The organism is Streptomyces spinosisporus, assembly GCF_022698145.1.
GTDB classification, from domain to species: domain Bacteria; phylum Actinomycetota; class Actinomycetes; order Streptomycetales; family Streptomycetaceae; genus Streptomyces; species Streptomyces spinosisporus.
This window is the reverse complement of sequence record NZ_JALDAX010000006.1, coordinates 360,386-384,194: the sequence shown is the minus strand read 5'-3', so window position 1 is coordinate 384,194 and position 23,809 is coordinate 360,386. Positions and strand designations below refer to the sequence as shown.

The following is a 23,809-nucleotide window of genomic DNA, read 5'->3' as shown; positions in this document are numbered from 1 at the left end:
CACTCCGAGGGCCGAACGGCCCGTGGCGTCCCTGGCCGGACCGCTGCCGAAGTGAACGCGCGCAAGACGCTGCGGTGGACGCTCAGTAAAGGGAAGCGGGCCAGGAACAGGCCACCGCGGCGATCACGCCCAGGTCCAGCAGCACGCCCACACTGAGCCACGGGTCGAACCAGACCGCCTTGAGTACCAGGCCGCTCGACGCGGCGACGAGGGCGGCCGTCGGCCACCATCCGGCGCCTGCCGCCACCCCGGAGCCGGCCACCACGTACACCACGGCCGTCCACCAGGCCAGCGTGAGCGCCGCCGTGGCGGCCGACGTCGTGGACACACCCGCGGACGTCAGCAGCCACGAATGCCCGGGAGTGAACGGTGCCGCGGCGCCGTCGGCCCGCTGCTGCGGCGCCGTCCACACTCCGGGATGCAGCAGCCCGTGCACGACGAGGAAGGCCGCCACCAGCAGGGTGATCATGCCTGGTCCTGCGGCTCGTGGGGCTCGCTTCCGCCCATGTCGAGACGGAACGGCGGATAGACGTCCGTCATCAGGCCCGCATAGGCGGCCACCCGCAGCACCCATCGGTTGAGCCCGAGGATCAGGTCGAACAGGCTCCGGGGGTACTTCTCGGTGAAGGCCAGCGTCACCCCCGCGATCACCGCCAGCACGGCGACCAGGCCGCCGTCCCACCAGCCGAAGTGGTAGCCGCCGAGGAAGAACCCGATGACGATGTAGTGGGGAATGGCCAGCAGCCACCACTTCACCAGCACCAGCCCCCGGGAGAGCCGTTCGGGATAGGCGATGTCCAGTCGCGCGGGGTAGTCGGGCTCCTCGCCCAGGCTGAACGGCGGATACCGATCCGTGCCCAGGGCGCCGTACGAGTAGTAGGCGACCCGCCAACTCCAGCGCAGGACGCCGAGGTTGAAGTCGAAGAGGGTTCGTGGATAGCGCTCGGTGAACAGGATGCCGAACAACGCGACCACGCTGACCAGGGTGAAGGCGATCCAGAGGAAGAACAGCACCACATAGTGGGGGATCACCAGAATCCACTTCACCAGCCACAGCCAGCGGGAGAGCTGCGGGTCGAGCACCGCGTTGACGCGCACGGGTCGGTCCGGCGCGCTCGCCAGGGTCGTCATGGCGATCAACTCCTTCGGCCCGTGGCGCCGCGGCGGCGACCTGGGCCCGAGTCCAGCGTGGCCGCCGTGCGCCGGGCCGTGCGAGGGTCGTTGGGGGTGGGTCCCGAGGCCAACGGTCCCGGCGGGAGCGGTTCGTCTCAGCCGGCCTCCGACCGGTTCCCCTCCGCGTCCACGAGGCGGATGCCGGTGACCAGATCGGGCCGGATACGGACGGCGTAGTCCATGGTCTGCTGCACCCAGGGATGCAGCAGCAACAGGAAGCGGGCCAGCTCCTTCGGGTCCGTCACCAGCTGTGCGTACCCGGTGGCCACGACGCTCCAGCCGAGGTGGGTGGCCGGGTCGATGGCGTCGGCCTCGTAGGCCACGACCACGCCCGGGTCGGCGGCCTCACGGGCGCGGGAGGTCAAGGCCGCGCCCTCGTGGGTGCGGATGACGATGTCGCCGTTGTCCAGCACATGGTTGACAGGCCGGATGGTCGGCAGGGCGTGCCTGGTGAAGACGACCCGGCCCAGGGACACGCTGCCGAGCAGACGCATCGCTTCGCTCCTGTCGAGCTCGATGCTCCGGCGCGGCCCCACGGGGGCTGGGTGGACGTGGCGCATGGCGGTTTTTCCGTACGGGTCGGCGGCTCGCGTCTGACGATCATTGGAACGCACCGCGGTGCACGCCGTCAGGGGCCGTTCGGCCCCTGTCCACGTCCGGTCGGCTCTGACGACGCGTTGACGGCACGGGGCGTGACAGGGGACGAGACGGGTAGCGGAAAGGACACACGCACGAGGACCGGTACCGACCGGCCCGCGCGGGTACCGGTGCCGGTGCAGGGATCCGGCGCGGAGCGCGGGAGAAGGAGCATCCGATGGCGGACGGAGAGCGGCCGGGCCCGGACAACCCGATCCGGGTCTTCCTGCTGGACGACCACGAAGTGGTACGGCGAGGAGTGCGCGAACTCCTGGAGGACGAGCCGGACATCACCGTGGTCGGCGAGGCCGACACGGTCGAGCAGGCCACGGTCCGCGTCCCGGCGCTGCGCCCGCAGGTGGCCGTGCTCGACGTACGGCTGCCCGACGGTGACGGCGTGACGCTCTGCCGGGACCTGCGCTCCCGCCTGCCCGAGCTGGCCTGTCTCATGCTGACCTCGTTCGACGACGAGGACGCCCTGCTGGACTCGATCATGGCCGGCGCGTCCGGCTACGTCCTGAAGCAGATCCAGGGCACGGACCTGGTGTCGGCGGTGCGTACGGTCGCCTCCGGCCAGTCGCTGCTCGACCCGAGCGCCACCACGAAGCTGATGGCCAGGCTGCGCGAAGGCAAGGAGCAGCAGGAGGAGCCGGAGGCACTGCCGGGCCTGACCCCCCGGGAGCGGGAGATCCTCGCTCTGATCGGCGAGGGCCTGACCAACCGGCAGATCGGCCGGCGGCTCTACCTCGCCGAGAAAACAGTGAAGAACCACATCTCCCGCCTCCTGGCCAAACTCGGCGTGGAACGGCGCATCCAGGCCGCGGTGATCGCCACCCAGGCCCAGGACCGGCAGCGGCACGAAGGCCGCTGACACGGACCGAACGGCCTCGGATCGCCCCCGTCCGGCCCAAGCCCCGCAAGCCCCGCGGTCCGCAGGCTGGCGGCAGACCCCGGACACATGCCGGGCGACGACCGGGAGGGCGAAGGACATGACCGTACGCGTGGGCATCAACGGTTTCGGCCGCATCGGACGCAACTACCTGCGCTGCGTGCTGGAGCGGGCGCAGAACGGCACCGGCACACCGATCGAGGTCGTGGCGGTCAACGACATCACCTCGCCGGCGACGCTGGCCCATCTGCTGGAGTTCGACTCGACCTACGGACGGCTGCACCGCACCGTCGAGCACGACGGGAACTCCCTCACGGTCGACGGCCACCGAGTCGCCGTGACCGCCGAACGCGACCCGGCCTCGCTCGCCTGGGGCGAGTACGGCGTGGACGTCGTCATCGAGTCCACCGGCCGCTTCCGCACCCGCGAGCAGGCCGGAGCACATCTGAAGGCGGGCGCCCGCAAGGTGCTGCTGTCCGTGCCGGGCAAGGACGTCGACGCGACCCTCGTCATGGGCGTCAACGAAAGCACCTACGACCCGGACACCGACCACGTCGTCTCCAACGCCTCCTGCACCACCAACTGCGTGGCCCCCATGGTGAAGGTGCTCCACGAGCGCTTCGGCATCGTCAAGGGCTTGATGACCACCATCCACGGCTACACCAACGACCAGGTCGTCCTGGACGGCCCGCACAAGGACCTGCGCCGCGGTCGCAGCGCCGCCGTCAACATCATTCCCACCAGCACGGGCGCCGCCCGCGCGGTCGGCCTCGTCCTGCCCGAACTGGCCGGCACCCTGGACGGTATCGCCGTGCGGGTGCCCGTCGAGGACGGTTCCCTGACCGACCTCGGTGTCGTCCTGGGCAGGCACGTCACCGCGGACGAGGTGAACGCCGCCTACCGGGAGGCCGCCGAGGGACCGCTGAAGGGGGTGCTGCGGGTCTCCGACGCCCCGATCGTCTCCCGCGACGTCGTCGGCGATCCCGCGTCCTGCGTCCTGGACGCCCCGCTGACCCAGGCGAACGGGGAACTGGTCAAGGTCTTCGGCTGGTACGACAACGAGTGGGGCTACACCAACCGGCTCCTCGACCTGACCGAGTACGTCGCGGCGCGCCTCCCGCGCGGCTGACCGGACCCGGAGCGACCGGATCCTCCCCGAACCCCGTACCGTCCTTCGCCCGGGACGATTAACGTGGCACGTGACCGGCGTGACCGGCCATGGGCAGCGTACGCGGAGCTGGAGGAACACCGGTGGGAAGCCATGAGGAGCCCCGGGACGCGCGCGTTCGCCTGCCCCAGCTGAGGCTGGACGAGCTGCTGGAGGAGCTGCAGGCCCGGCTCGACGCCGCCCGCGGCACCCGCGACCGGGTGCACAGCCTCCTGGAGGCCGTGCTCTCGGTCGGCCGCGAGCTCGACCTCGAACAGGCACTGCACAGCATCGTGGAGGCCGCGGCGACGCTGGTGGACGCCGAATACGGCGCCCTCGGCGTGATCGGCCCGGACGGCAAGCGGCTGTCGGCCTTCCACACGGTCGGTGTCAGCGAGAAGACGATCGCCCGGATCGGCCCGTTTCCCGAGGGGCACGGCATTCTCGGCGAACTCATCCGTCACCCCGAGCCGCTGCGGCTGACCAAGATCTCCCAGCATCCGGCGTCGTACGGCTTCCCTCCCCACCACCCCCCGATGAACACCTTCCTCGGTGTGCCCATCCGGGTCCGTGACCAGGTCTTCGGCAATCTGTACCTGACCGAGAAACGCGGCGGGGTGCAGTTCGACGAGGAGGACGAGGCGGTCCTCGCCACACTGGCCGTGGCGGCCGGCGTCGCGATCGACAATGCCCGGCTGTACGAGAAGTCCAGGCTGCGCGAGCGCTGGCTGCAGGCCAGTGCGGAGATCAATCACACTCTGATGTCCGGCGGTCCGGGTGCGGAGGTGCTCCGTCTGATCGCCGAGCGGGCCGGTGAGATCACCGCATCGGCCCTGGCGGCGGTGGCGCTGCCCATGGAGGACAGCGACCGGCTCTCGGTCGAGATCGCCGTGGGCGTGGACGCCGACGCGCACCGGGGCCTCGTGCTGCCCATCGACGCCAGCCTGATGGGGCTGGCCTTCTCCGAGGGCGCCCCGGTCACCAGCGAGGACGTCATCCAGGACGAGCGGATCTCTCCGGAGCCTGCGCGCTTCGAGGGACTCGGCCCCGGCGTCGCCGTACCCATCGGCTCGGCCGAGACGGGCACACGAGGCGTGGTCCTGCTGGTGCGCACGGCAGGCAGGCCGCCGTACCAGGCGAGGGAGATCGAACCCTTGCAGGCGTTCGCCGCGCAGGCCGCCGTGGCCATGGAACTCGCGGAGCGCCGGCGGGACGCCGAGGAGGTCGCGGTGCTCAAGGACCGGGACCGCATCGCCCGCGACCTGCACGACCTTGCGATCCAGCGGCTCTTCGCCACGGGAATGACCCTGCAGAGCGCGGGCCGCTTCATAGAGCACGAGGAGGCCGCCGGCCGCGTGGCGCGCGCGGTCGACGACCTGGACGAGACGATCAAGATCATCCGCTCGACGATCTTCGGCCTGCGGGCACGCGAGGACGGTGCCGGTGCGGGCCTGCGGGGCCGCGTGGTGCGCGTGATCGGCGAGGCGACCCAGGTGCTCGGCTTCGCGCCCAGCCTGCGGATGGAAGGACTGCTCGACACCGATGTGCCGCGGGAGGTCGCCGAGCACGTCGTGGCCGTCCTGTCCGAGGCCCTGACCAATGTCGCCCGGCACGCCCACGCCGACCGGACCGACGTCGTCCTGCAGGCGCACGGCGGCGAGATCCGGCTGACGGTGTCGGACAACGGCGTGGGCATCTCGCCCGAGGGCCGGCGCAGCGGCCTGCGCAACATGGCCGAGCGGGCCGAGCAGTTGGGCGGGGCACTGGAGCTCGGAGGCGGGCCCCAGGGCGGCACGGTGCTGGCCTGGCACGCGCCGGTGGACCCGCGGTAGCGGTTCTCACGCCTCCCGTCGTCGCAGGTCAACTCCGGCTGCTCCGTGGACGGTTGCGCGTTGTCGCGCAAGCTGCCGCCAGGCGGACGCGTGGCCGCCGCTCTCCGGCCCCTCGCGTGCCGGCAGCCCGAATCGGGTGATGTCGCGGTCGGCGGTTCGCTGCGGCCGGGCGATGACGTCGGTGTGCAGCGCAGGGGCGAAGAGTGCGCGAGGGCGTCGTCGACATGGACTGCGCCCCCTCGGGGCAATGAGTCGGCGCCCCAACCACCGACGGAGCAGGGGAAGTTGGGGCGCCAGGGCCGGCCGGGTCCGAGGGAGGACCGACCGGCTCATGCCTGTCCTCCGGCAGAGCGGGACGCTGGAATCAGCGAAGAAGAGGAGGGAGAAATGGCTGGCATGATCGAGCGGCTGCCGGGCTGGCCGACCCTGCCCGACCTGTTCGGCTGGGTGGAATCCGGCTTCCCCGGGGCGCACACGATCCCCGGACTGCACGGCATCCGTATCGAGGAGTTCCTGGCGGACGAGAAGTATGTGCTGCGGGCGGAGCTCCCGGGCATCGACCCCGCCAAGGATGTCGAGATCACCGTGACGGAAGGCGTTCTGACCCTGCGGGCGGAGCGCAGTGAGGAGACCACGAGGAAGCACCGCACGGAATTCCGCTACGGCACCCTCGCCCGCGCCGTCCGGCTGCCGGCCGGGGCCAAGGGCGAAGAGGCCACCGCCGAGTACAAGGACGGTGTCCTGACCGTCACGATCCTGGTGCCCGAGATGAAGACCGGCACGAAGACCATTCCGGTGCGGCAAGGCTGAGTGTGGCAGGACACTCGGACGCAACCGCCGTGCGCGGCCGGTACGCCGGCCGCGCATCCGTCTGTCCGGACCCGGGCACGTGCCCTGTCCGGGCCGGGTGTGAGCGGGGTCGGTCGTCACACGGCGGGACACGGCCGCCGGGATGCGGACATGAACGGCGGGAAGGGCGCCACCCGCTTCTCGCGGATCCTGATCGCGCGGTGCGCGGCTGCCGGCCGCTCCTCCGCGCCTCCTACGGGCCCTTCCCGTCACCTCCAGCAGAGCACGCGGCCATGGGACGCGAAAGGGCCACCAGGCCCTCGAGCCGGCCGACGCCGACCCGTCCGCCGACGGGACGCGCCGGACCCGCCGGGGCCGATCGGCCCATGCGGATCCCGTGGGTTGCGGCCAAGCTGGAAACCGCGAGGCATTCCCGGCAACTCCGGAAACCCGCCGATCAAGAGGGTGAGGTCGGACATGAAAGGCTACGTCTTCCACGGCCCGGGACAGGGCGCCTGGGAAGAGGTCGCGGACCCGGACCTCCAGGAGGCCACGGACGCGATCGTGCGGGTCGACGCCGTCACCATCTGCGGGACGGACCTGCACATCCTCAAGGGCGACGTCTCCGAGGTGCGCCCGGGCACCGTACTGGGGCACGAGGCGGTCGGTGAGATCGTCGAGGTCGGCAGCGACGTACGCAGCGTACGGCCCGGCGACCGGGTCCTGGTCTCCTGCATCAGCGCCTGCGGACGCTGCCGCTACTGCCGCGAGGCCATGTACGGCCAGTGCCGGGGCGGCGGTGGCTGGATCCTCGGTCACCTGGTCAACGGCACCCAGGCCGAGTACGTCCGCGTCCCGTTCGCCGACCTCTCTGTGCACGCGCTGCCCGGCTCGGTGGGAAACGAGGACGCCGTGCTGCTGGCCGACATCTTCCCGACGGCGTACGAGGTGGGCGTGCTCAACGGACACGTGCGTCCCGGAGACACCGTCGTGGTGGTCGGTGCGGGCCCCATCGGCCTGGCCGCGATCGCCACCGCCCAGCTGTTCGCGCCCGAACGCGTCGTCGCCGTGGATGTCGCGGCGCCCCGCCTGGAGGCGGCCCGGAAGCTGGGTGCCGAGGCGGTCGCCGACGCGAGCGAGGCGCCCGAGCAGCTCATCGCCGACCTCACCGACGGTCTCGGCGCGGACGTCGTCATCGAGGCGGTCGGCGTACCGGAGACCTTCGAGCTGTGCACACGCATGGTGCGCCCCGGCGGTCACGTGGCCAACGTCGGCGTGCACGGCAAGCCCGCGACCCTGCACCTGGAAGATCTGTGGATCAAGAACGTGACCATCACCACCGGTCTCGTCGACACGCACTCCACGCCCACGCTGCTGCGGATGGCGGCTGCCGGACGCCTGCCGACCTCCCAACTGGTCACCCACGGCTTCCCGCTCGACCGCATGGAAGAGGCGTACGAGGTCTTCTCGCGTGCCGGCGACACCGGCGCTCTCAAGGTCGTGCTCGGCGGGCCGCAGCGCGAGGTCGTACCGGTGCCCACGGCGTGACACGCCTGGGCCGAGCGGTCCCGCACGGGGGCCGAACCACCCCTGCCCGCGCCGGTCCGCCGGTGCCACGGTGAGAGTGAGTTCCGCGCAGAGTTGTTGCTCGGACCGACGAAGGCGGTGAGAAAGATGGAGCTGCCCCTGGTCGTGGGCGTCGACGGTTCGGACGGGAGTCTCGCCGCGGTCGACTGGGCCGTGGACGAGGCGGCCCGGCACGGCCTGCCGTTGCGGCTGGTGTACGCCTCGTGGTGGGAGCGCTATGAGGAGGCCGTGCCGTCCGACAGCCTGGACCGCCCCTCGGAGCGGGTGCTGGCGGAGCACATCACCGCCTCCGCCATGGAGCGTGTGAAGCTGCGCAACCCCGAGGTGCAGGTCTCCGCCGAGGTGATCCCGCACGAAGCCGTCCCCGCACTGCTGAGTGAAGGCCACAACGCGTCCGTTCTGGTGACCGGTTCACGCGGCCGCGGGGAAGTGGCGGGCCTGCTGCTCGGCTCGGTCGGCCTCGCCGTGGCGGCCCGTGCTCACAGACCGGTGATCGTGGTCCGCGGAGACAAGGCCGGCCTGGCGGGCACCCATGAGCGGATCGTGCTGGGCGCCGGGGACCCGGCGACCGGGGCCGAGGCCGTGCGGTTCTCCTTCCGGGAGGCCGAGGCCCGCGGATGCACCCTGGACGTGGTGCGCGCCTGGCGGTGCCCACCGCACGAGAGCGCCGACCGGACGAAGCCGGCTCAGAGCCCGGCGCACCGTCACGAAGAGCAGGCGTCCGCGCTGCTGGACCACCTGATCGAGGCCGCGGTCGCCGATCACCCGAAGGTCCGGGTCCGCCGGAACACCGTGGAAGGGCCCGCCCGCAAGGTGCTGCTGCACCGGTCGGGCGGCGCGGACCTGCTGATCGTCGGAGCGCGGCGCCGCAAAGGTCACTTCGGACTCCAGCTCGGCCTGGTGGCGCACACACTGCTGCACCACGCCGACTGCCCGGTGGCCGTCGTGCCGCAACAGGCGTGACGACGCACCGCCCCCGTGTCCCGGTCGTACGAGGAGGGCCGAAGTGACGGGCTGGACCTGGGAGTACGAGGGTTACGAACCCGCCGACGTCCGCCTGCGGGAGGCGCTGTGCACCCTGGGCAACGGCTACTTCGCCACTCGGGGGGCCCTGCCCGAGTGCACCGCCGACGAGGTGCACTACCCGGGCACCTATGTGGCGGGCTGCTACAACCGGCTCACCTCCGACGTGTCCGGCCGCCAGGTCGAGAACGAGGACATGGTCAACGTGCCGAACTGGCTGCCGCTGCGCTTCCGCCTCACCGACGGGAACTGGCTCACCCCTGACACCGCGACCGTGCTCGAACACCGGGAGACCCTGCGGCTGTCCGCGGGTCTGCTGGAGCGAACGACGCGGTACGGTCTGGGCGAAGGGTGTGCGCTGTCGGTGTGTCAGCAGCGGCTGGTGCACATGGCCGACCCTCATCTCGCCGCCCTGCGCACCGAGTTCACCGCCGAGGGCTTCTCCGGCCGGCTCGACGTCGAGTCGGCCCTCGACGGCTCGGTGACCAACGCCGGCGTGCCCCGCTACCGGGACCTGGACGGCCACCACCTCACGCATGTGCACACCGGTGCGTCCGCCCCGGACACCGTGTGGCTGCGCTGCCGCACCCGTACGTCGGACATCCGTATCGGCATGGCGGCCCGCATCGGCGCCGAAGCGGCGGCCACGGTCGTCCCCGAAGTCCCGCGCGCCGTGCAGCGGTTGACCCTGGACCTGGCGGCCGGACGCACCGCCACCGTCGACAAGACCGTCGCCCTGCACACCTCGCGCGACCCGGCGATCAGCGACCCGCTGTTCGCCGCGATCGACCGGGTGACCCGGGCACCACGCTTCGACGAGCTGCTGGAGTCGCACCTCACGGCCTGGGACCAGCTGTGGCGCCGGGCGGACCTGGAGGTCGACGGCGAGGCGGGCCGAATCCTGCGGCTGCACCTCTTCCACGTCCTGCAGACGCTCTCCCCGCACACCGCCGACCTGGATGTCGGGGTGCCCGCCCGCGGACTGCACGGAGAGGCCTACCGCGGCCACATCTTCTGGGACGAGCTGTTCGTACTGCCCTATCTCAACCTGCACTTCCCGGAGGTCTCCCGCGCCCTGCTCCGCTACCGTCACCGCCGCCTCGAACAGGCCTGCACCGCCGCGCGCGAGGTGGGCCGCCGGGGCGCGATGTACCCCTGGCAGAGCGGCAGCGACGGCCGCGAAGAGACCCAGCAGCTGCATCTCAACCCGCACTCGGGACGCTGGCTGCCCGACCACTCCCACCTCCAGCACCATGTCGGCTCGGCCATCGCCTACAACGTGTGGCAGTACTGCGAGGCGAGCGGCGACGCCGAGTTCCGGCACACCAAGGGCGCCGAGATGCTGCTGCAGATCGCCCGCTTCTGGGCCGACTCGGCCGTCTACGACGACGCGCTCGGCCGCCACCGCCTCAAGGGCGTGGTCGGCCCCGACGAGTACCACGACGCCTACCCCGGCGCGACGGAGCCCGGCCTCGACGACAACGCGTACACCAACGTCACGGCCGCCTGGGTGCTCGCCCGCACTCTGGAGCTGCTGGAATCCCTGCCCGAGCCGCGGCGGCGCGAACTCGAGGAGCGCGCAGGCCTGGACGGCGGCGAACTCGAACAGTGGGAGGACGTCTCCCACACCCTCCACGTGCCCTTCCACGAGGGCGTCATCAGCCAGTTCGAGGGCTACGGCGAACTGGCCGAGCTCGACTGGGAGGACTACCGCAAGCGATACGACGACATCCGACGGCTCGACCGGATCCTGGAGGCGGAAGGGGACACCGTCAACCGCTACCGCGCCTCCAAGCAGGCCGACGTCCTCATGCTCGGCTACCTCTTCGGGCCGGCCGAACTGCAGCAGCTGTTCCGGCGGTTGGGGCTGAGGCTGGACGAGGAGACCTGGCGGCGCACCGTGGACCACTACCTGCAGCGCACGAGCCACGGCTCCACGCTCAGCGGCCTCGTCCACGGCTGGGTCCTGGCCCGCGACCGGCGGGCCGAGGCATGGGAGTTCTGTGTGGAGGCGTTGCGAGGTGATGTCGCCGACGTCCAGGGCGGCACCACCGGCGAAGGGATCCACCTGGGCGCCATGGCCGGCACCCTCGACCTCGTCCAGCGCGGACTGACGGGTCTGGAGACCAGGGCAGGGGCGCTGTGGCTCGACCCGGTCCCCCTGCCGGAGCTCTCCTCGTACGGCTTCGCACTGCGCTATCAGGAGCACTGGGGAGTGCGGCTGAAGCTGGAGCGCGGGCTGCTGGAGATCGCGGTGCCGTCGTCGGACGGCTCACCGATCGACGTCCGGCTGCCGGACCGTGCCGTGTGTCTGCAGCCCGGCGACACCGTCCGGCTGGTGCTGGGGGAGTAGCGCCGACAGGGGGGAGCCCGTGCGGACGCCCCCGGGGACGGCGTGGGAGAAGGGAGCGGCCTCGATGAGCCGGAACGTACCGCCCGCCGACAAAGGTGCGCCCATGGCGGCGCAGCCATTCGACACGATGAAGGTGAGGGCCCTGGTGACCGCCGCCACGGCAGCGCCCTCGCTGCACAACGCGCAACCCTGGCGGTTCCGTCACCGCCGAGGGAGCGACATCCTCGAACTGTGTGCCGACCTCGAGCGGGCCATGCCGCTCACGGACCCCGACAACCGCGCCCTGCACCTCGGCTGCGGCGCGGCCCTGTTCAACCTCCGCGTCGCAGCGGCCGACGGCGGCCTGCACACCGACACGGTTCTCCTGCCCGATCCCACCGACCGCGAACTGCTCGCCGCCGTACGCCTCACCGGCACCGCCCGCCCCGACGGTGACCTGGCACGGCTGTTCCCCGCGATCGCCCGCCGGCACACCAGCCGCCACCCCTTCCAGGACAGGCCGGTGCCGGGGGCCGTCCAGGAGCGGCTGAGAAAGGCCGCCCGGCGGGAGGGCGCAGATCTGGTCTTCCCCGGCGAATGGCATGTGGAGGCCCTGCTGGAGCACGTCCGCGACGTCGAAGGGCGCGACAGCCTGGACCCCGCACGATTCGAGGACGTACGGCGGTGGACCCGTAGCGGGGAGGAGGCGGCAGTGGACGGAATCCCCGAGACCGCGTTCGGCCCCCGCAAGCAGGGCGGCCGCGCCCCGGTCCGCGACTTCGCCGGCCGTCGTGCCGTGCCCGGCCGTCCCGCGGCCGTCTTCGAGACGACGCCGCACCTGGCCGTGCTGGGTACCGTCCGGGACCGGCCGGACGACTGGCTGCGCGCCGGACAGGCCCTGGAACGTGTCCTGCTGCTGGCCATCCTCAACGGGCTTGCCACGTCGCTCACTTCGCACTCCCTGGAGCACGAGGACCTGCGGGAGCTGGCCCGCGACCCGCGCTCGGCCCTGGGGTTCGTGCACATGGTGCTTCGCCTCGGCTACGGCCCCGCCGGGACCAAAACCCCGCGGCGCCCCGTGGACGAGGTGCTGGAGATCCGCTGATCCGCGCCGAGGGCGTGGAGCAGGTTCAAGGCATCATCACGGTCGGCGAATTCACGGGCACGCGGCCGTCAGCGCGCGGGGCGGCCCTCCGGCTCGGGCTGGTCCAGGTGTGTGGCGAGCACCGCCGCCTGGACGCGGCGCTGGACGCCCAGCTTCGCCAGCAGCCGGGAGATGTGGTTCTTGACCGTCTTCTCGGAGAGATAGAGCCGCTTGCCGATCTCGCGGTTGGTCAGACCGTCCCCGATCAGCGCGAGGATCTCCCGCTCGCGCGGGGACAGGCCCGCGAGTTCCGGCGCGACGGCCGGTTCCTCGGCCGGCTCGGTGCGCAGGGAGCGCATCAGCCGCGCCGTGGTGGCCGGGTCGAGCATCGACTGGCCGGAGGCGACCGTGCGCACCGCCGAGACCAGGTCCGAGCCCCGGATCTGCTTGAGCACATAACCCGAGGCCCCGGCCATGATCGCGTCGAGCAGGGCGTCCTCGTCGTCGAACGACGTCAGCATCAGCACGGCCAGCTCCGGCATGCGGCTGCGCAGGTCGCGGCAGACGGAGATGCCGTCGCCGTCGGGCAGGCGCACGTCCAGGACGGCCACGTGCGGACGCACCGCGGGCGCCCGGACCAGTGCGTGCTCCACGTTGGCGGCGTCCCCGACGACGGAGATGTCCGGCTCCGCGTCCAGGAGGTCCGCCAGACCGCGTCGGACGACCTCGTGGTCGTCGAGCAGGAAGACACGGATCGGGTCCTGCGCTGAGAAGGTGCGTGCTTCGGTCATGTCGACCCCTTGATCCCGGGAGGTGTGACGCACGGACTGCGGGCCGTCCGTCACGACGATCATCACGCGCCGGGGCCGGTCGCACTAGGGCCGACCGGCCCCCACTCCGCGTCCTCACCGGCCGACGGCGCCCCTGGCTGGGACGGGAGCACGCCACCCGCTCCCAGGTGCTCCCGTGCGGCCGGGTTCAGACGGAGGACCGGTCCGGCCCGTCGAGCGCGAACTCCACGTCCACGACTCCCTCCACCGCCCGCACCAGACGCGCGGCGACCGGAACGGGCGAGGTGTCACGGACTCGGCCGGCGAGCGTGGCCACTCCGTCCCGGACCTCGACCAGCACCGAGGACTCCGGTGGGAAGAAGAGGTAGGAGACGACCTCCCGCCGGATCTGCTCGGCGATGTCCTCGTCATCGCGCAGGAAGACCTTCAGTAGGTCCGCCCGGCTGACGATGCCCTCCAGACGTCCGTCGGTGTCGACGACGGGCAGCCGCTTGACGCGAGCCCGCGCCATCTCCCGCGCGGCCTGCGCGAGCGTGGCGTCGGCCCGGGCGGTGAGGGCGGGGGAGGTCATCAGCTCCTCCGCGGTGAGCGAGCCGGCCTTGGCCAGGTCGGACAGTCGTCGCAGCTGGGTGTAGCGGTCGGGGTCGCTGTCGCGGAACTCCTCCTTGGGCAGCAGGTCGGCCTCGGAGACGATCCCCAGGACCTTGTCGCCGCGGTCCACCACGGGCACCGCACTGACCTTGCGGTCCTGCATCAGCCGTACGACGTCCTTGAAGGCCGTTCTGCGCTCCACGGTGGCGACGTCCCGGGTCATCACATCACTCACGATGTGCGGGGAGCCGTGCATCACGTCTCCTCGGCCGCTCGCGTTCACCGCGCGCCCCCACTGCCGTAGGGCCCGTACAGGTCCAGCAGCCGGATCCGGGCCGCCTGCAGCCGGTGCGCCACGACCATGCCCACCCACTCCGCCACCCTCCGGCCGAACTCGGGGTCCTCCGCGCAGATCGTCCGCACGGTGTTCGCGTCGAACTCGTACGCCCGCAGCGGGGAGGACGCCTCGGCGCCGAGATGCCAGGAGTGCGGGGGGAACAGCCAGGACCAGCCCAGGAGTTCGTTGTGTCCGAGGGACTCGATGACCGCCGCGCGGCGGCCGGGTACACGCATGTCGAGGTCGACCGTGCCGGTGCGGATGATCCAGAACCGGTCGGCGCGACCGCCCTCCTCGAACAGCCGGGCACCCAGGGGGAAGGACACCTCGTGGGCGAGCCGCATCAGCCGCTGCCGGTGCTCGGCGGACAGCGCCCGCGGCATGCTCATGGTTGCGGGAGCGTTCATGACGGGCCTCCAGTAAGGCGTACGGACATCCCACTGCCAGCGTGGTCCCGTCGCCTTCGCGGAACCAGGGGCCACTCGGCCCCGTGAACGGGCCGTCCGGCGGCCCGCGCCCCCGGGGGCCGGTCGGCCCCGGTCCGGGACCTGCGGCCCCTGCCGTACCGGCTCCCCGAGAACGCACGCTGAAGTCAGGTACCGATCAGGAGGCGAACCATGGTGCGCACCGTTGTCGCAGGTCTGGACGGCTCGACCGAGAGCCGCGCCGCGGTGGAGTGGGCGGCCCGCGAGGCGACACTGCGCGGCCTGCCGCTCAGGATCGTTCATGTCTGGGAGCCGGTCCCGCACCCCATGGCGCAGGCCCCGCTGGTCGGCGGCGAGACGGTGCAGCACTGGACCGAACGCATCCCGCGCGAGAGCGCCGAGGGCGTACGACTGCGCCACCCCGGCCTTGAGGTGACGACGCGACAGCTGACCGGCCGGCCCGCCCAGGCGCTCGCCAAGGAGGCCCAGGAGGCCGAACTGCTCGTCCTCGGCTCGCGCGCGATGGGCGGGATCGGGGGGTTCATGGTCGGCTCCGTCGGCCTCTTTGTCGTCGCGCACGCGGCACGCCCCGTCGTGCTGGTCCGAGCCGGCGAACAGGCCGCCGACGAGCACGAACCCGATCCGGCGGGCGTTCCCTCGGCCGCGGCCCCCTTCCGTCCGGTCGTGCTGGGCCTCGACACCGAGCACCCCGACGAGACGCTGCTCGGCTTCGCCTTCGACGCCGCCGTGCGCCGCGGGACGACCCTGCGGGTCGTCCACGGCTGGAACCCGCCCCCCTATTACGCCTACGGAATGTCGGGCGACCTGGCGGCGCACAACTCGATGGCGCTGCGCGAGTCCACTGCCCTGACCGATGCGCTGCGCCCCTGGCGGGAGAAGTACCCCGATGTCGAGGTCGGCGAGGAGTGCAGGTTCGGCAGCCCCGCCCTGCACGTCGTCAACGCCTCGGCCGGAGCCTCGCTGGTCGTGGTCGGCCGCCGGGTGCGCCGCAGCCCTGTCGGCGTCCACATCGGACACGTCACGCATGCCGTCCTGCACCACGCAGCGGCGCCCGTCGCCGTCGTCGCCCACCACTGACACCGCCTCGTGAGGAGCCGGACCGATGAAGGAACTTCCCCTGGCCGTGGGTGTGGACGTATCGGAGCCGAGCCTGCGGGCCGTGGACTGGGCGGCCGACGAGGCAGCGCTGCGCGGGGTGCCGCTGCGGGTGGTGTACGCCTCGCTCTGGGAGCGCTACGAGGGCGGCTCGCTCTCGGCGGACTTCGGCAAGCCGTCCGAGGAAGTGCACGCCCAGGACATCGTCGACCACGCGGCCCGACGCGCGCTCGCCCGCCATCCGGAGCTGAACGTGATCCGTGCGGTGCTGCCGGAGGAACCCCAGTACGCCCTCGTGCACGAAGGGCGGATGGCCGCCGCGCTGGTGGTGGGCAGCCGTGGCCGCAGCGGTGTCACCGAGTTCCTGCTGGGCTCCGTCAGTCTGACCGTGGCCGCGCAGGCCGACTGCCCGGTGATCGTGCTGCGCGGCAACCACGACAAGCAGGCCGTGCCGGGAACCCAGGGGCGGATCCTCCTGGGGGTCGGCGAGGAAACGGCGGACTCGCCGGCCGTGCGTTTCGCGGTCGACGAGGCGCGCCTGCGCGGGGTGCCCCTGGAGGCCGTACGGGCCTGGCGGTGCCCCGCGCACGAGACCACCGACCACCCGCTCATGGCCGGCGAACCCGCCCGGCTGCACGAGGAGCGGGCCGTGGAGGTGCTCGAGCAGGGCCTGAAGAACGTTCCGGGGGACGTCGACGTGCGCAGTCGGACCGTCGAGGGCCCTGCCCGCCGGGTGCTGGCGGACCTCTCGCGCCAGGCCGACCTCCTGGTGGTCGGGGCCAAGCGCCGCGAAGGGCCCTTCGGACTCCAGCTCGGCCGCGTCGCACACGCGGTGCTGCACCACTCCGCCTGTCCCGTCGCCGTGGTGCCGCAAAGGGCGCCGATGCAGTGAACCCTTACCGACAGGAACCGGTCGAAAGGCGCGATCTCTCCTGCGCCCGGTGGTCGTTCCCCCTACCGTTGGAACGACCACCGGGTGCACTCGCGCGGCAGCTCTTTCTCCTACGTTATGCGCGGCAACGCCGTCTCCTCCTGCCGGCCGTGCCGCTTCCCTTGCCCGTTGACCCACGTCGATGACTTCCGGAGCCTCCGATGCCCGAGTCCGCACAGCAGGACACCAGCACCGCACCGACCGACGAAGAACTGCACACCCTGGATCTGCACTGGCGCGCCGCCAACTATCTGGCCGCCGGTCAGATCTACCTCATGGCCAACCCGCTGCTGCGTGAACCCCTCAAGCCCGAGCACATCAAGCCGCGACTGCTCGGCCACTGGGGCACCTCGCCCGGACTGAACCTCGTCTACACCCACCTCAACCGCGTCATCAGGGCGCGCGGCCTCGACGCCCTGTGCATCTGGGGGCCCGGTCACGGCGGCCCCTCGGTGGTGGCGAACTCGTGGCTGGAAGGCACGTACAGCGAGACGTACCCGGACGTCGGCCGGGACGAGGCCGGCATGGAGCGGCTGTTCCGCCAGTTCTCCTTCCCCGGCGGGGTGCCGAGCCATGTGGCGCCGGAGACCCCCGGCTCCATCCACGAGGGCGGTGAACTGGGCTACTCCCTCTCGCACGCCTACGGCGCCGCCTTCGACAACCCGGACCTGCTGGTCGCCTGCGTGATCGGCGACGGCGAGGCGGAGACCGGGCCGCTGGCCGCCTCCTGGCACTCCAACAAATTCCTCGACCCGGTCCACGACGGCGCCGTCCTGCCGATCCTCCACCTCAACGGCTACAAGATCGCCAACCCTACGGTCCTGTCCCGGCTGCCCGAGCACGAACTCGACGAGCTGCTGCGCGGCTACGGGCACGTGCCGATCCACGTCAGCGGCGACGACCCGGCCACGGTGCACCGCGCGATGGCGCGGGCGATGGACACCGCTCTGGAGCACATCGCGCTGCTGCAGAAGTCGGCCCGTGAGGACGGTGTGGCGCAGCGCTCGCACTGGCCCGTGATCGTGCTGCGCACCCCCAAGGGCTGGACCGGACCCGCCGAGGTCGACGGTCTGCCCGTCGAGGGCACCTGGCGCGCCCACCAGGTCCCGCTGGCCGGCGTACGCGACAACCCCGAGCACCTTCGGCAGCTGGAGCGGTGGCTGCGCTCGTACCGCCCCGAGGAGCTCTTCGACGCCGACGGCCGTCCCGTCGCCGACGTCCTCGCCTGCGTCCCCGAGGGCGCGCGCCGCCTGGGCGGCACCCCGCACGCCAACGGCGGCCTGCTCGTGCGCGACCTGCCCCGCCCCGATCTCGACCGGTTCGCCGTACCCGTCGACAAGCCCGGCACAACCCTGCACGAGCCCACCCGCATCCTAGGCGACCTCCTCGAAAAGGTCATGGAGGACACCTCGGCCCGCCGCGACTTCCGCGTCGTCGGCCCCGACGAGACCGCCTCCAACCGGCTGCAGGCCGTCTTCGACGCCAGCGGCAAGGCCTGGCAGGCCGAGCTCCTGCCGGTGGACGAGCACCTCGACCGGCACGGGCGCGTGATGGAGATCCTCTCCGAACACACCTGCCAGGGCTGGCTGGAGGGCTATCTGCTCACCGGCAGGCACGGCCTGTTCTCCTGCTACGAGGCCTTCGTGCACATCGTCGACTCCATGGTCAACCAGCACATCAAGTGGCTGCGCACCTCCCGGCGGCTGCCCTGGCGCGCCCCGATCGCCTCCCTCAACTATCTGCTGACCTCGCACGTGTGGCGCCAGGACCACAACGGCTTCTCCCACCAGGACCCCGGCTTCGTCGACCACGTCCTCAACAAGAGCCCCGAGGTCGTACGGGTCTACCTCCCGCCGGACGCCAACACACTGCTCTCGGTCGCGGACCACGCGCTGCACAGCCGTGACTACGTGAACGTGATCGTGGCGGGCAAGCAGCCCTGCTTCGACTGGCTGTCGATGGACCAGGCCCGCGCCCACTGCGCCCGCGGGGCCGGCGTCTGGGACTGGGCGGGCAGCGAGAACGGCGGCGAACCCGACGTGGTCCTCGCCTGCGCCGGCGACGTACCCACACAGGAGGTGCTGGCCGCGGCCCAGCTGCTTCGACGCCACCTGCCCGACCTCGCGGTCCGCGTCGTCAACGTCGTCGACATGGCCCGGCTGATGCCGCGCGAGGAACACCCGCACGGGATGAGCGACTTCGAGTACGACGGCCTGTTCACGACGAACAAGCCGGTGATCTTCGCGTACCACGGCTACCCCTGGCTGATCCACCGCCTCGCCTACCGCCGCACCGGCCACCAGAACCTGCATGTACGCGGCTACAAGGAGTCCGGCACCACGACCACGCCGTTCGACATGGTCGTCCGCAACGACCTCGACCGCTACCGGCTGGTCATGGACGTCATCGACCGGGTGCCCGGGCTGGCGGTGCGTGCTGCGGCCGTACGCCAGCGCATGGAGGACGCCCGCCAGCGCCACCACGACTGGATCCGGGCCCACGGCACGGATCTGCCGGAGGTCGCTGACTGGACCTGGAACGGCTGACCTGCGGGGGCCCGCGGTGGTCGTCCCGCTGCCGCAGGGCCCCGTCGGCCCTCGTGACGGGGACCGATCGGCCCATGTGGTGTGTCCGGCCGTGACCGACGCTGAAACAGGCGACGTCCTCGCGACGACCGCCGCGCCGGTCCGGCACAGAAGGAGGCGCAGCCATGACCACCGCGATTACGCCCCGCACCACCAGGAAGCTTCCCGCCGTGTACCGGGGCAGGCTCATGGGCATGGCGCACGACGTGCGCTATCCGCCGGACACCCGGCTGTTCGACGAGGGAGGCCGGGCCGATCACTTCTGGATCATCGAGTCGGGCACCGTCTCCCTCGACATGCACGTGCCCGGACGGCGCGCCGCCGTCATCGACACGGTGGGTCCCGGCGAACTCCTCGGCTGGTCCTGGCTGTACCAGCCGCACCGGTGGCGGTTCGGCGCCCGGACGGTCGGCCCGGTGCGGGCCCACGAGTTCGACGCCGAGGCCGTACGGCGGATGTGCGAGGCGGATCCCGAGATGGGCCGCTCGATCACCCTCTGGGTCGGGGAGGCCGTGGCCCGCCGGCTCAACGCGGCCCGCACCCGGCTGCTGGACCTCTACGCGCCCTGCGGCAGCGGAGCGCGCGGCTGAGGAGAGCGGCTCTGGCTCGCGCACCCGGCACCGCGCACCCCGCACCGTGCTGCCTGTACTGTCCCCGCTCGCCCTGGTCAAGCTCGGCTGCCCACGGTGGTGCGCGTGGATACGATACGCACGGTCACACATGTCTTCCCGTGAGGCCTTTGTGTCCTTCAGCCCTGCGGGGGTGCGCTGTGGAATCTCCGACCGAACCCTGGCCGGCACTGGTCGATGAGGACGGCGACGGCGCCGGCTGGCAGTTCCGGCAGCCCGGCCTGGCCTCCAGGGCCGTGCCGTTCGGGCTCGTCGCCCTGGTCGTCGCGGTCAGTGTGCTGGTGCCGCACGGGGACGTGCGGTCGTGGCCGGAGTACGCGGCGAGCGTGACCCTTCTGGTCGCGTGCGCGGGGGCCTTCCTTCTGCCCTGGCAGCGGCTGCCTACGTGGACCCCGGTCCTGGTGCCGTTGCTCTACACCCTCTCCGTCATGGAGCTGATCCTGGCCTCGGGCGTGGCCTCCGGCGTGGGCCTGGTGCTGCTGGTTCCGCTGATCTGGTCGGTGCTCTTCCATCGCCGGTGGGAGTCGGCGTGTGTCGTGGTGGCGGTGGTGGCCGTCCAGGCCGTGACGTCGATCGCTCAGGCGACGCCGGGTGCGGTCGTTGCCCGGCGCGTGGTGCTCTGGAGTGCGCTCAGCGTGCTGATCGCGGTGGCCGCCCACGGTCTGCGGGACCGGATCAGGGGCTCGCTGATGGCCAACGCCGCGTTGCAGGCGGAAGTCTCCCTGACCCGGGAGCGGGACCGTATTGCCGCCGGCCTGCGCGACAGCGTGGTGCGCAAGATCTTCGATGCCGGACTGGATCTGCACGGCACCGCCGCGATGATCGGCGAGGGACCCGCGCGGGAACGGCTGATGCACGGCGTGGCCGAACTCGACGGAGCGATCTGGGCACTGCGCCAGAGCGTGTTCGACGTGGCCGACGACACCGACTCCGCCGTGGGCTCCCCCGAGAGACCTGAACCGGGCGAGCAACGATGACAGGCCCAGCACCGTTCTGACGTCTCCGCCATGTTCGGCCTTGGTACGTCGCAGCGGCGGGCGTCCCCGCCGAGTCTGCAATCGGTGGAAGTGGCGGCCGGACGATCGGCAGGACCGCCACTCCTCCCACCCCTGGACACCGAGGGCCGACCGGCCCCCTCGTCACCGCCGGTCAGCCCATGGGACCCCGCCTCCTTCCGCTGGACGCTCGAAGTGAACAAACACTTGGAGGAGACGGGCGATGACGGACGACAAGCGCAGTGGCCCCCCGGTCCACGCCCTGCTGGCGGACGGCACCACCGTGTGCATCCGTCCCGTGGCGGCCGGAGACCACGAACAACTGCAGGGGCTCTACGAGGAGATGTCACCGGAGAACCTGCGGTTGAGGTTCTTCGGCGTGAGCCGCCGCTCGGCCGAGATGGCCGCCGACCGCGCCTGCGCCGCCCCGCGCCCCGGATACCGGGCGCTGCTCGCCGAACGCTCGGGCCAGGTCATCGCTCTCGCCGAGTACGACACCGGCGGCACCGTAACCGAGGCCGACATGTCCATCGCGGTCGCCGAGGGGCTGCACCACCGCGGGGTGGGCACGCTCCTCGTCGAACACCTCGTGTCCGCCGCGCGTGCGGACGGCATCACGGCCTTCGCCGCGGACGCGCTGAGCGAGAACCGCGAGGTGCTCCGCCTCTTCGCCGACCTCGGCCTGCACACGGCCCGGCGGTTCGAGGGACCCGAGGTGCGCTGCACCATCGAACTCGCCCAGGACGACACCTACCTCTCGGCGGTGGAGGAACGCGGACGGGCCGCCGACGTGGCCAGTCTCCAGCCGCTGCTGCGGCCCAAGTCGGTCGCCGTCGTCGGCGCCGGGCGCACACCGGGGTCGGTGGGCCGCGCGATCCTGCACCATCTGAAGGCAGGCGGCTACACGCGCCGCCTGTTCGCCGTGAACCCCGCCGCGACCTCCATCCTCGGAGTGCCCAGCCACCCCTCCGTCAGCGCCCTGCCCGTGGCGCCGGACCTCGTCGTGGTCGCCGTACCCGCCGAGGGCGTGGCCCAGGTGGCCGAGGAGTGCGGGAAGGCTGGGACACGCGCCCTGCTCGTGGTCACGGCCGGGCTCGACGCCGAGCAGGCGCAGGCGCTCTTGACCGCCTGCCGCACCTACGGGATGCGGCTCGTCGGGCCGAACTGCCTGGGCGTGTCCAACACCGACCCGCAGCTGCGTCTGGACGCGACCTTCGCCGCCACCCACCCGCGCCCCGGCACCGCCGGTGTGGCGGTACAGTCCGGCGGCGTCGGCATCGCCCTGCTGGACGGGCTGTCGCGGCTCGGTATCGGCGTGTCCACGTTCGCCTCGCTGGGCGACAAGTACGACGTCAGCGGCAACGACATGCTCCAGTGGTGGGAGAGCGACCACCGCACCGATCTCGCCCTGCTGCACCTGGAGTCGTTCGGCAACCCGCGCGCCTTCTCCCGGACCGCACGCCGTGTGGCACGGCGCATACCGGTGCTGACCGTGGACGCCGGACGCACCGAAGCAGGCCGGCGTGCCGCCGCCTCGCACACCGCCGCGGCGGCCACCCGCACCATGACGCGCGGGGCACTGTTCACCCAGGCGGGCATCACCGCCACCCGCTCGGTGGGCGAACTCCTGGAAACAGCAGCCCTGTTGCACTCCCAGCCGCTGCCCGCGGGCTCCCGCGTCGCGATCGTCACCAACGCGGGCGGAGCGGGCGTGCTCGCGGCGGACGCCTGCGCCGAGATGGGGCTGGCACTGCCCGCTCCCGCCCCTCAACTGGTCGACGAACTGCTGGCGGAGCTGCCCGAGGGTGCCGCCGTCGGCAACCCCGTCGACGCGAGCGCCGCCGTCACGGAGGAAGAGCTCGCGCACTGCGTGGACCGGATCATGCGGCACGGAGGTTTCGACGCCATGCTGGTGGCCCTGGTCCCCACGGCGGTGGCTGCGGCCACGGGGGACGACCTCGTCCGGGCGCTCACCCGCGCCCCCGCCCGATGGACGAAGCCCGTCGCCGTCATACGGCTCGAGCAGGCCCTCCCCGTCGAGCTGCTGCAGGCCGAGTGCGGCACCGTCCCCTCGTACGCCGAACCTCACGCCGCGGCGCGGGCCCTGGCCCACGCGGTCGAGCGTGCCAACTGGCTGGCCCGGCCGGCCGGTTCGGTCCCCGTCCTCGACGGCGTCGAGACGCAGCGCGCCCACGCCGTCGTCGAGACCTACCTCGACGCACACCCCGACGGTGGCTGGCTCGACCCGCGCACCTGCGCCGAACTCCTCGGCTGCTACGGCATCCCGCAGTCGCCGTGGGCCTGGGCCGAGACGGAGGACGACGCCGTGCTCGCGGCCGAACGGCTGCGGGGCGCGGACGGACGCGTGGTGATGAAGGGCCACTGGCCCGGGCTGCTGCACAAGAGCGTCGAGCACGCCGTCCACCTCGACCTGCGGGGCGACGCCCAGGTGCGCGCCGCTTTCCGGGACCTGGAGACCCGGTTCGCCGGCCTGCTGACGGGCGTGGTGCTGCAACCGCTCGCCGACCGCGGCACCGAACTGTTCGCGGGAGTCGTCCAGGACCAGGTCTTCGGCCCACTCGTGCTGTTCGGTCTCGGGGGCACGGCGACCGAGGTGCTGGCCGACCACGCCGCCCGGCTCGCCCCGCTCACCGATCACGACGTGCACGATCTCATCACGGCCCCGCGCTGTGCCCCGCTCCTCTTCGGAGCCGACGGCGCGCGCCCCGTCGACCTCGAAGAACTCGAACGGCTGCTGCTGCGGCTGTCCCGGATGGCGAGCGAACTTCCGCAGCTCGCCGAGGCCGACTTCAACCCCGTACTCGCGACACCCGGCGGAGTGACCGTGCTGGACGCACGGGTGCGTCTGGTGCCGCGCCGCCCCCACGACCCGTATCTGCGCCGACTCCGCTGAGGA

Annotated in this window: 20 protein-coding genes; 14 read left to right on the top strand and 6 right to left on the bottom strand. The window is 71.9% G+C overall.

Features of this window, described 5'->3' with window-relative positions; translation table 11 throughout:
* Positions 1-82 precede the first annotated feature (82 nt).
* The 3 genes from MQN93_RS19135 to MQN93_RS19125 form a co-directional block, all read right to left on the bottom strand.
* Positions 83-469 (bottom strand): hypothetical protein, encoded by a 387-nt coding sequence (locus MQN93_RS19135; RefSeq protein WP_242710460.1) that lies wholly within the window; start codon positions 467-469, stop codon positions 83-85.
* The gene (locus MQN93_RS19130; protein WP_242710459.1) at positions 466-1,131 is read right to left on the bottom strand and encodes a DUF4389 domain-containing protein; all 666 of its coding nucleotides are present in this window, start codon (positions 1,129-1,131) and stop codon (positions 466-468) included. Before MQN93_RS19130 ends, MQN93_RS19135 begins: the two co-directional genes overlap by 4 nt.
* A 137-nt stretch (positions 1,132-1,268) precedes the next feature.
* A complete protein-coding gene (locus MQN93_RS19125) occupies positions 1,269-1,733 on the bottom strand; it encodes a pyridoxamine 5'-phosphate oxidase family protein (RefSeq protein ID WP_242710458.1) in 465 nt (154 codons plus the stop codon).
* Positions 1,734-1,987: 254 nt separating this feature from the next.
* Between MQN93_RS19125 and MQN93_RS19120 the strand changes: the two genes are divergently transcribed.
* The 8 genes from MQN93_RS19120 (at position 1,988) to MQN93_RS19085 (ending at position 12,513) form a co-directional block, all read left to right on the top strand.
* Positions 1,988-2,680 carry a response regulator gene (locus tag MQN93_RS19120; protein WP_242710457.1) on the top strand — a complete coding sequence of 231 codons (693 nt, stop codon included), beginning with the start codon at positions 1,988-1,990 and terminating at the stop codon, positions 2,678-2,680.
* A 118-nt stretch (positions 2,681-2,798) separates the two neighbouring features.
* Positions 2,799-3,827 carry a type I glyceraldehyde-3-phosphate dehydrogenase gene (gene gap / locus MQN93_RS19115; protein ID WP_242710456.1) on the top strand — a complete coding sequence of 343 codons (1,029 nt, stop codon included), beginning with the start codon at positions 2,799-2,801 and terminating at the stop codon, positions 3,825-3,827.
* A gap of 122 nt (positions 3,828-3,949) precedes the next feature.
* Entirely contained in the window at positions 3,950-5,677 is a 1,728-nt protein-coding gene (locus tag MQN93_RS19110; RefSeq protein WP_242710455.1) for a sensor histidine kinase, read from the top strand.
* Positions 5,678-6,064: 387 nt separating this feature from the next.
* Positions 6,065-6,487 (top strand): Hsp20/alpha crystallin family protein, encoded by a 423-nt coding sequence (locus tag MQN93_RS19105; protein WP_242710454.1) that lies wholly within the window; start codon positions 6,065-6,067, stop codon positions 6,485-6,487.
* A 456-nt stretch (positions 6,488-6,943) separates the two neighbouring features.
* A complete protein-coding gene (locus tag MQN93_RS19100; protein ID WP_242710453.1) occupies positions 6,944-8,014 on the top strand; it encodes a zinc-dependent alcohol dehydrogenase family protein in 1,071 nt (356 codons plus the stop codon).
* A 126-nt stretch (positions 8,015-8,140) separates the two neighbouring features.
* Positions 8,141-9,016 carry a universal stress protein gene (locus MQN93_RS19095; protein WP_242710452.1) on the top strand — a complete coding sequence of 292 codons (876 nt, stop codon included), beginning with the start codon at positions 8,141-8,143 and terminating at the stop codon, positions 9,014-9,016.
* 43 nt (positions 9,017-9,059) lie between these two features.
* The gene (locus MQN93_RS19090) at positions 9,060-11,429 is read left to right on the top strand and encodes a glycoside hydrolase family 65 protein (RefSeq protein ID WP_242710451.1); all 2,370 of its coding nucleotides are present in this window, start codon (positions 9,060-9,062) and stop codon (positions 11,427-11,429) included.
* Positions 11,430-11,532: 103 nt separating this feature from the next.
* Positions 11,533-12,513, top strand: a complete 981-nt coding sequence (locus MQN93_RS19085) for an Acg family FMN-binding oxidoreductase (protein ID WP_242710450.1) — start codon at positions 11,533-11,535, stop codon at positions 12,511-12,513.
* Between the two features lie 68 nt (positions 12,514-12,581).
* Here the strand turns inward: MQN93_RS19085 and MQN93_RS19080 are convergent, their stop codons facing one another.
* The 3 genes from MQN93_RS19080 to MQN93_RS19070 all read right to left on the bottom strand — a co-directional run bounded on the left by MQN93_RS19080 (position 12,582) and on the right by MQN93_RS19070 (position 14,618).
* Positions 12,582-13,283, bottom strand: coding sequence for a response regulator (locus MQN93_RS19080; protein ID WP_242710449.1), 702 nt, complete (start codon positions 13,281-13,283; stop codon positions 12,582-12,584).
* A gap of 187 nt (positions 13,284-13,470) precedes the next feature.
* Positions 13,471-14,130, bottom strand: coding sequence for a CBS domain-containing protein (locus tag MQN93_RS19075; RefSeq protein ID WP_242710448.1), 660 nt, complete (start codon positions 14,128-14,130; stop codon positions 13,471-13,473).
* A gap of 23 nt (positions 14,131-14,153) precedes the next feature.
* Positions 14,154-14,618 (bottom strand): cyclic nucleotide-binding domain-containing protein, encoded by a 465-nt coding sequence (locus MQN93_RS19070; RefSeq protein WP_242710447.1) that lies wholly within the window; start codon positions 14,616-14,618, stop codon positions 14,154-14,156.
* Positions 14,619-14,828: 210 nt separating this feature from the next.
* Between MQN93_RS19070 and MQN93_RS19065 the strand changes: the two genes are divergently transcribed.
* From MQN93_RS19065 to MQN93_RS19040, 6 genes are all read left to right on the top strand, one after another.
* Positions 14,829-15,734, top strand: a complete 906-nt coding sequence (locus tag MQN93_RS19065; protein ID WP_242710446.1) for a universal stress protein — start codon at positions 14,829-14,831, stop codon at positions 15,732-15,734.
* A gap of 25 nt (positions 15,735-15,759) precedes the next feature.
* Entirely contained in the window at positions 15,760-16,644 is an 885-nt protein-coding gene (locus MQN93_RS19060; protein ID WP_242710445.1) for a universal stress protein, read from the top strand.
* Positions 16,645-16,844: 200 nt separating this feature from the next.
* Positions 16,845-19,229, top strand: coding sequence for a phosphoketolase family protein (locus MQN93_RS19055; RefSeq protein WP_242710444.1), 2,385 nt, complete (start codon positions 16,845-16,847; stop codon positions 19,227-19,229).
* Between the two features lie 164 nt (positions 19,230-19,393).
* On the top strand, positions 19,394-19,858 hold the full coding sequence (locus MQN93_RS19050; RefSeq protein WP_242710443.1) for a Crp/Fnr family transcriptional regulator: 465 nt from the start codon (positions 19,394-19,396) through the stop codon (positions 19,856-19,858).
* Positions 19,859-20,037: 179 nt separating this feature from the next.
* On the top strand, positions 20,038-20,874 hold the full coding sequence (locus tag MQN93_RS19045) for a sensor histidine kinase (protein WP_242710442.1): 837 nt from the start codon (positions 20,038-20,040) through the stop codon (positions 20,872-20,874).
* 241 nt (positions 20,875-21,115) lie between these two features.
* Positions 21,116-23,806 (top strand): bifunctional acetate--CoA ligase family protein/GNAT family N-acetyltransferase, encoded by a 2,691-nt coding sequence (locus tag MQN93_RS19040; protein ID WP_242710441.1) that lies wholly within the window; start codon positions 21,116-21,118, stop codon positions 23,804-23,806.
* The last annotated feature ends 3 nt before the right edge of the window (positions 23,807-23,809 follow it).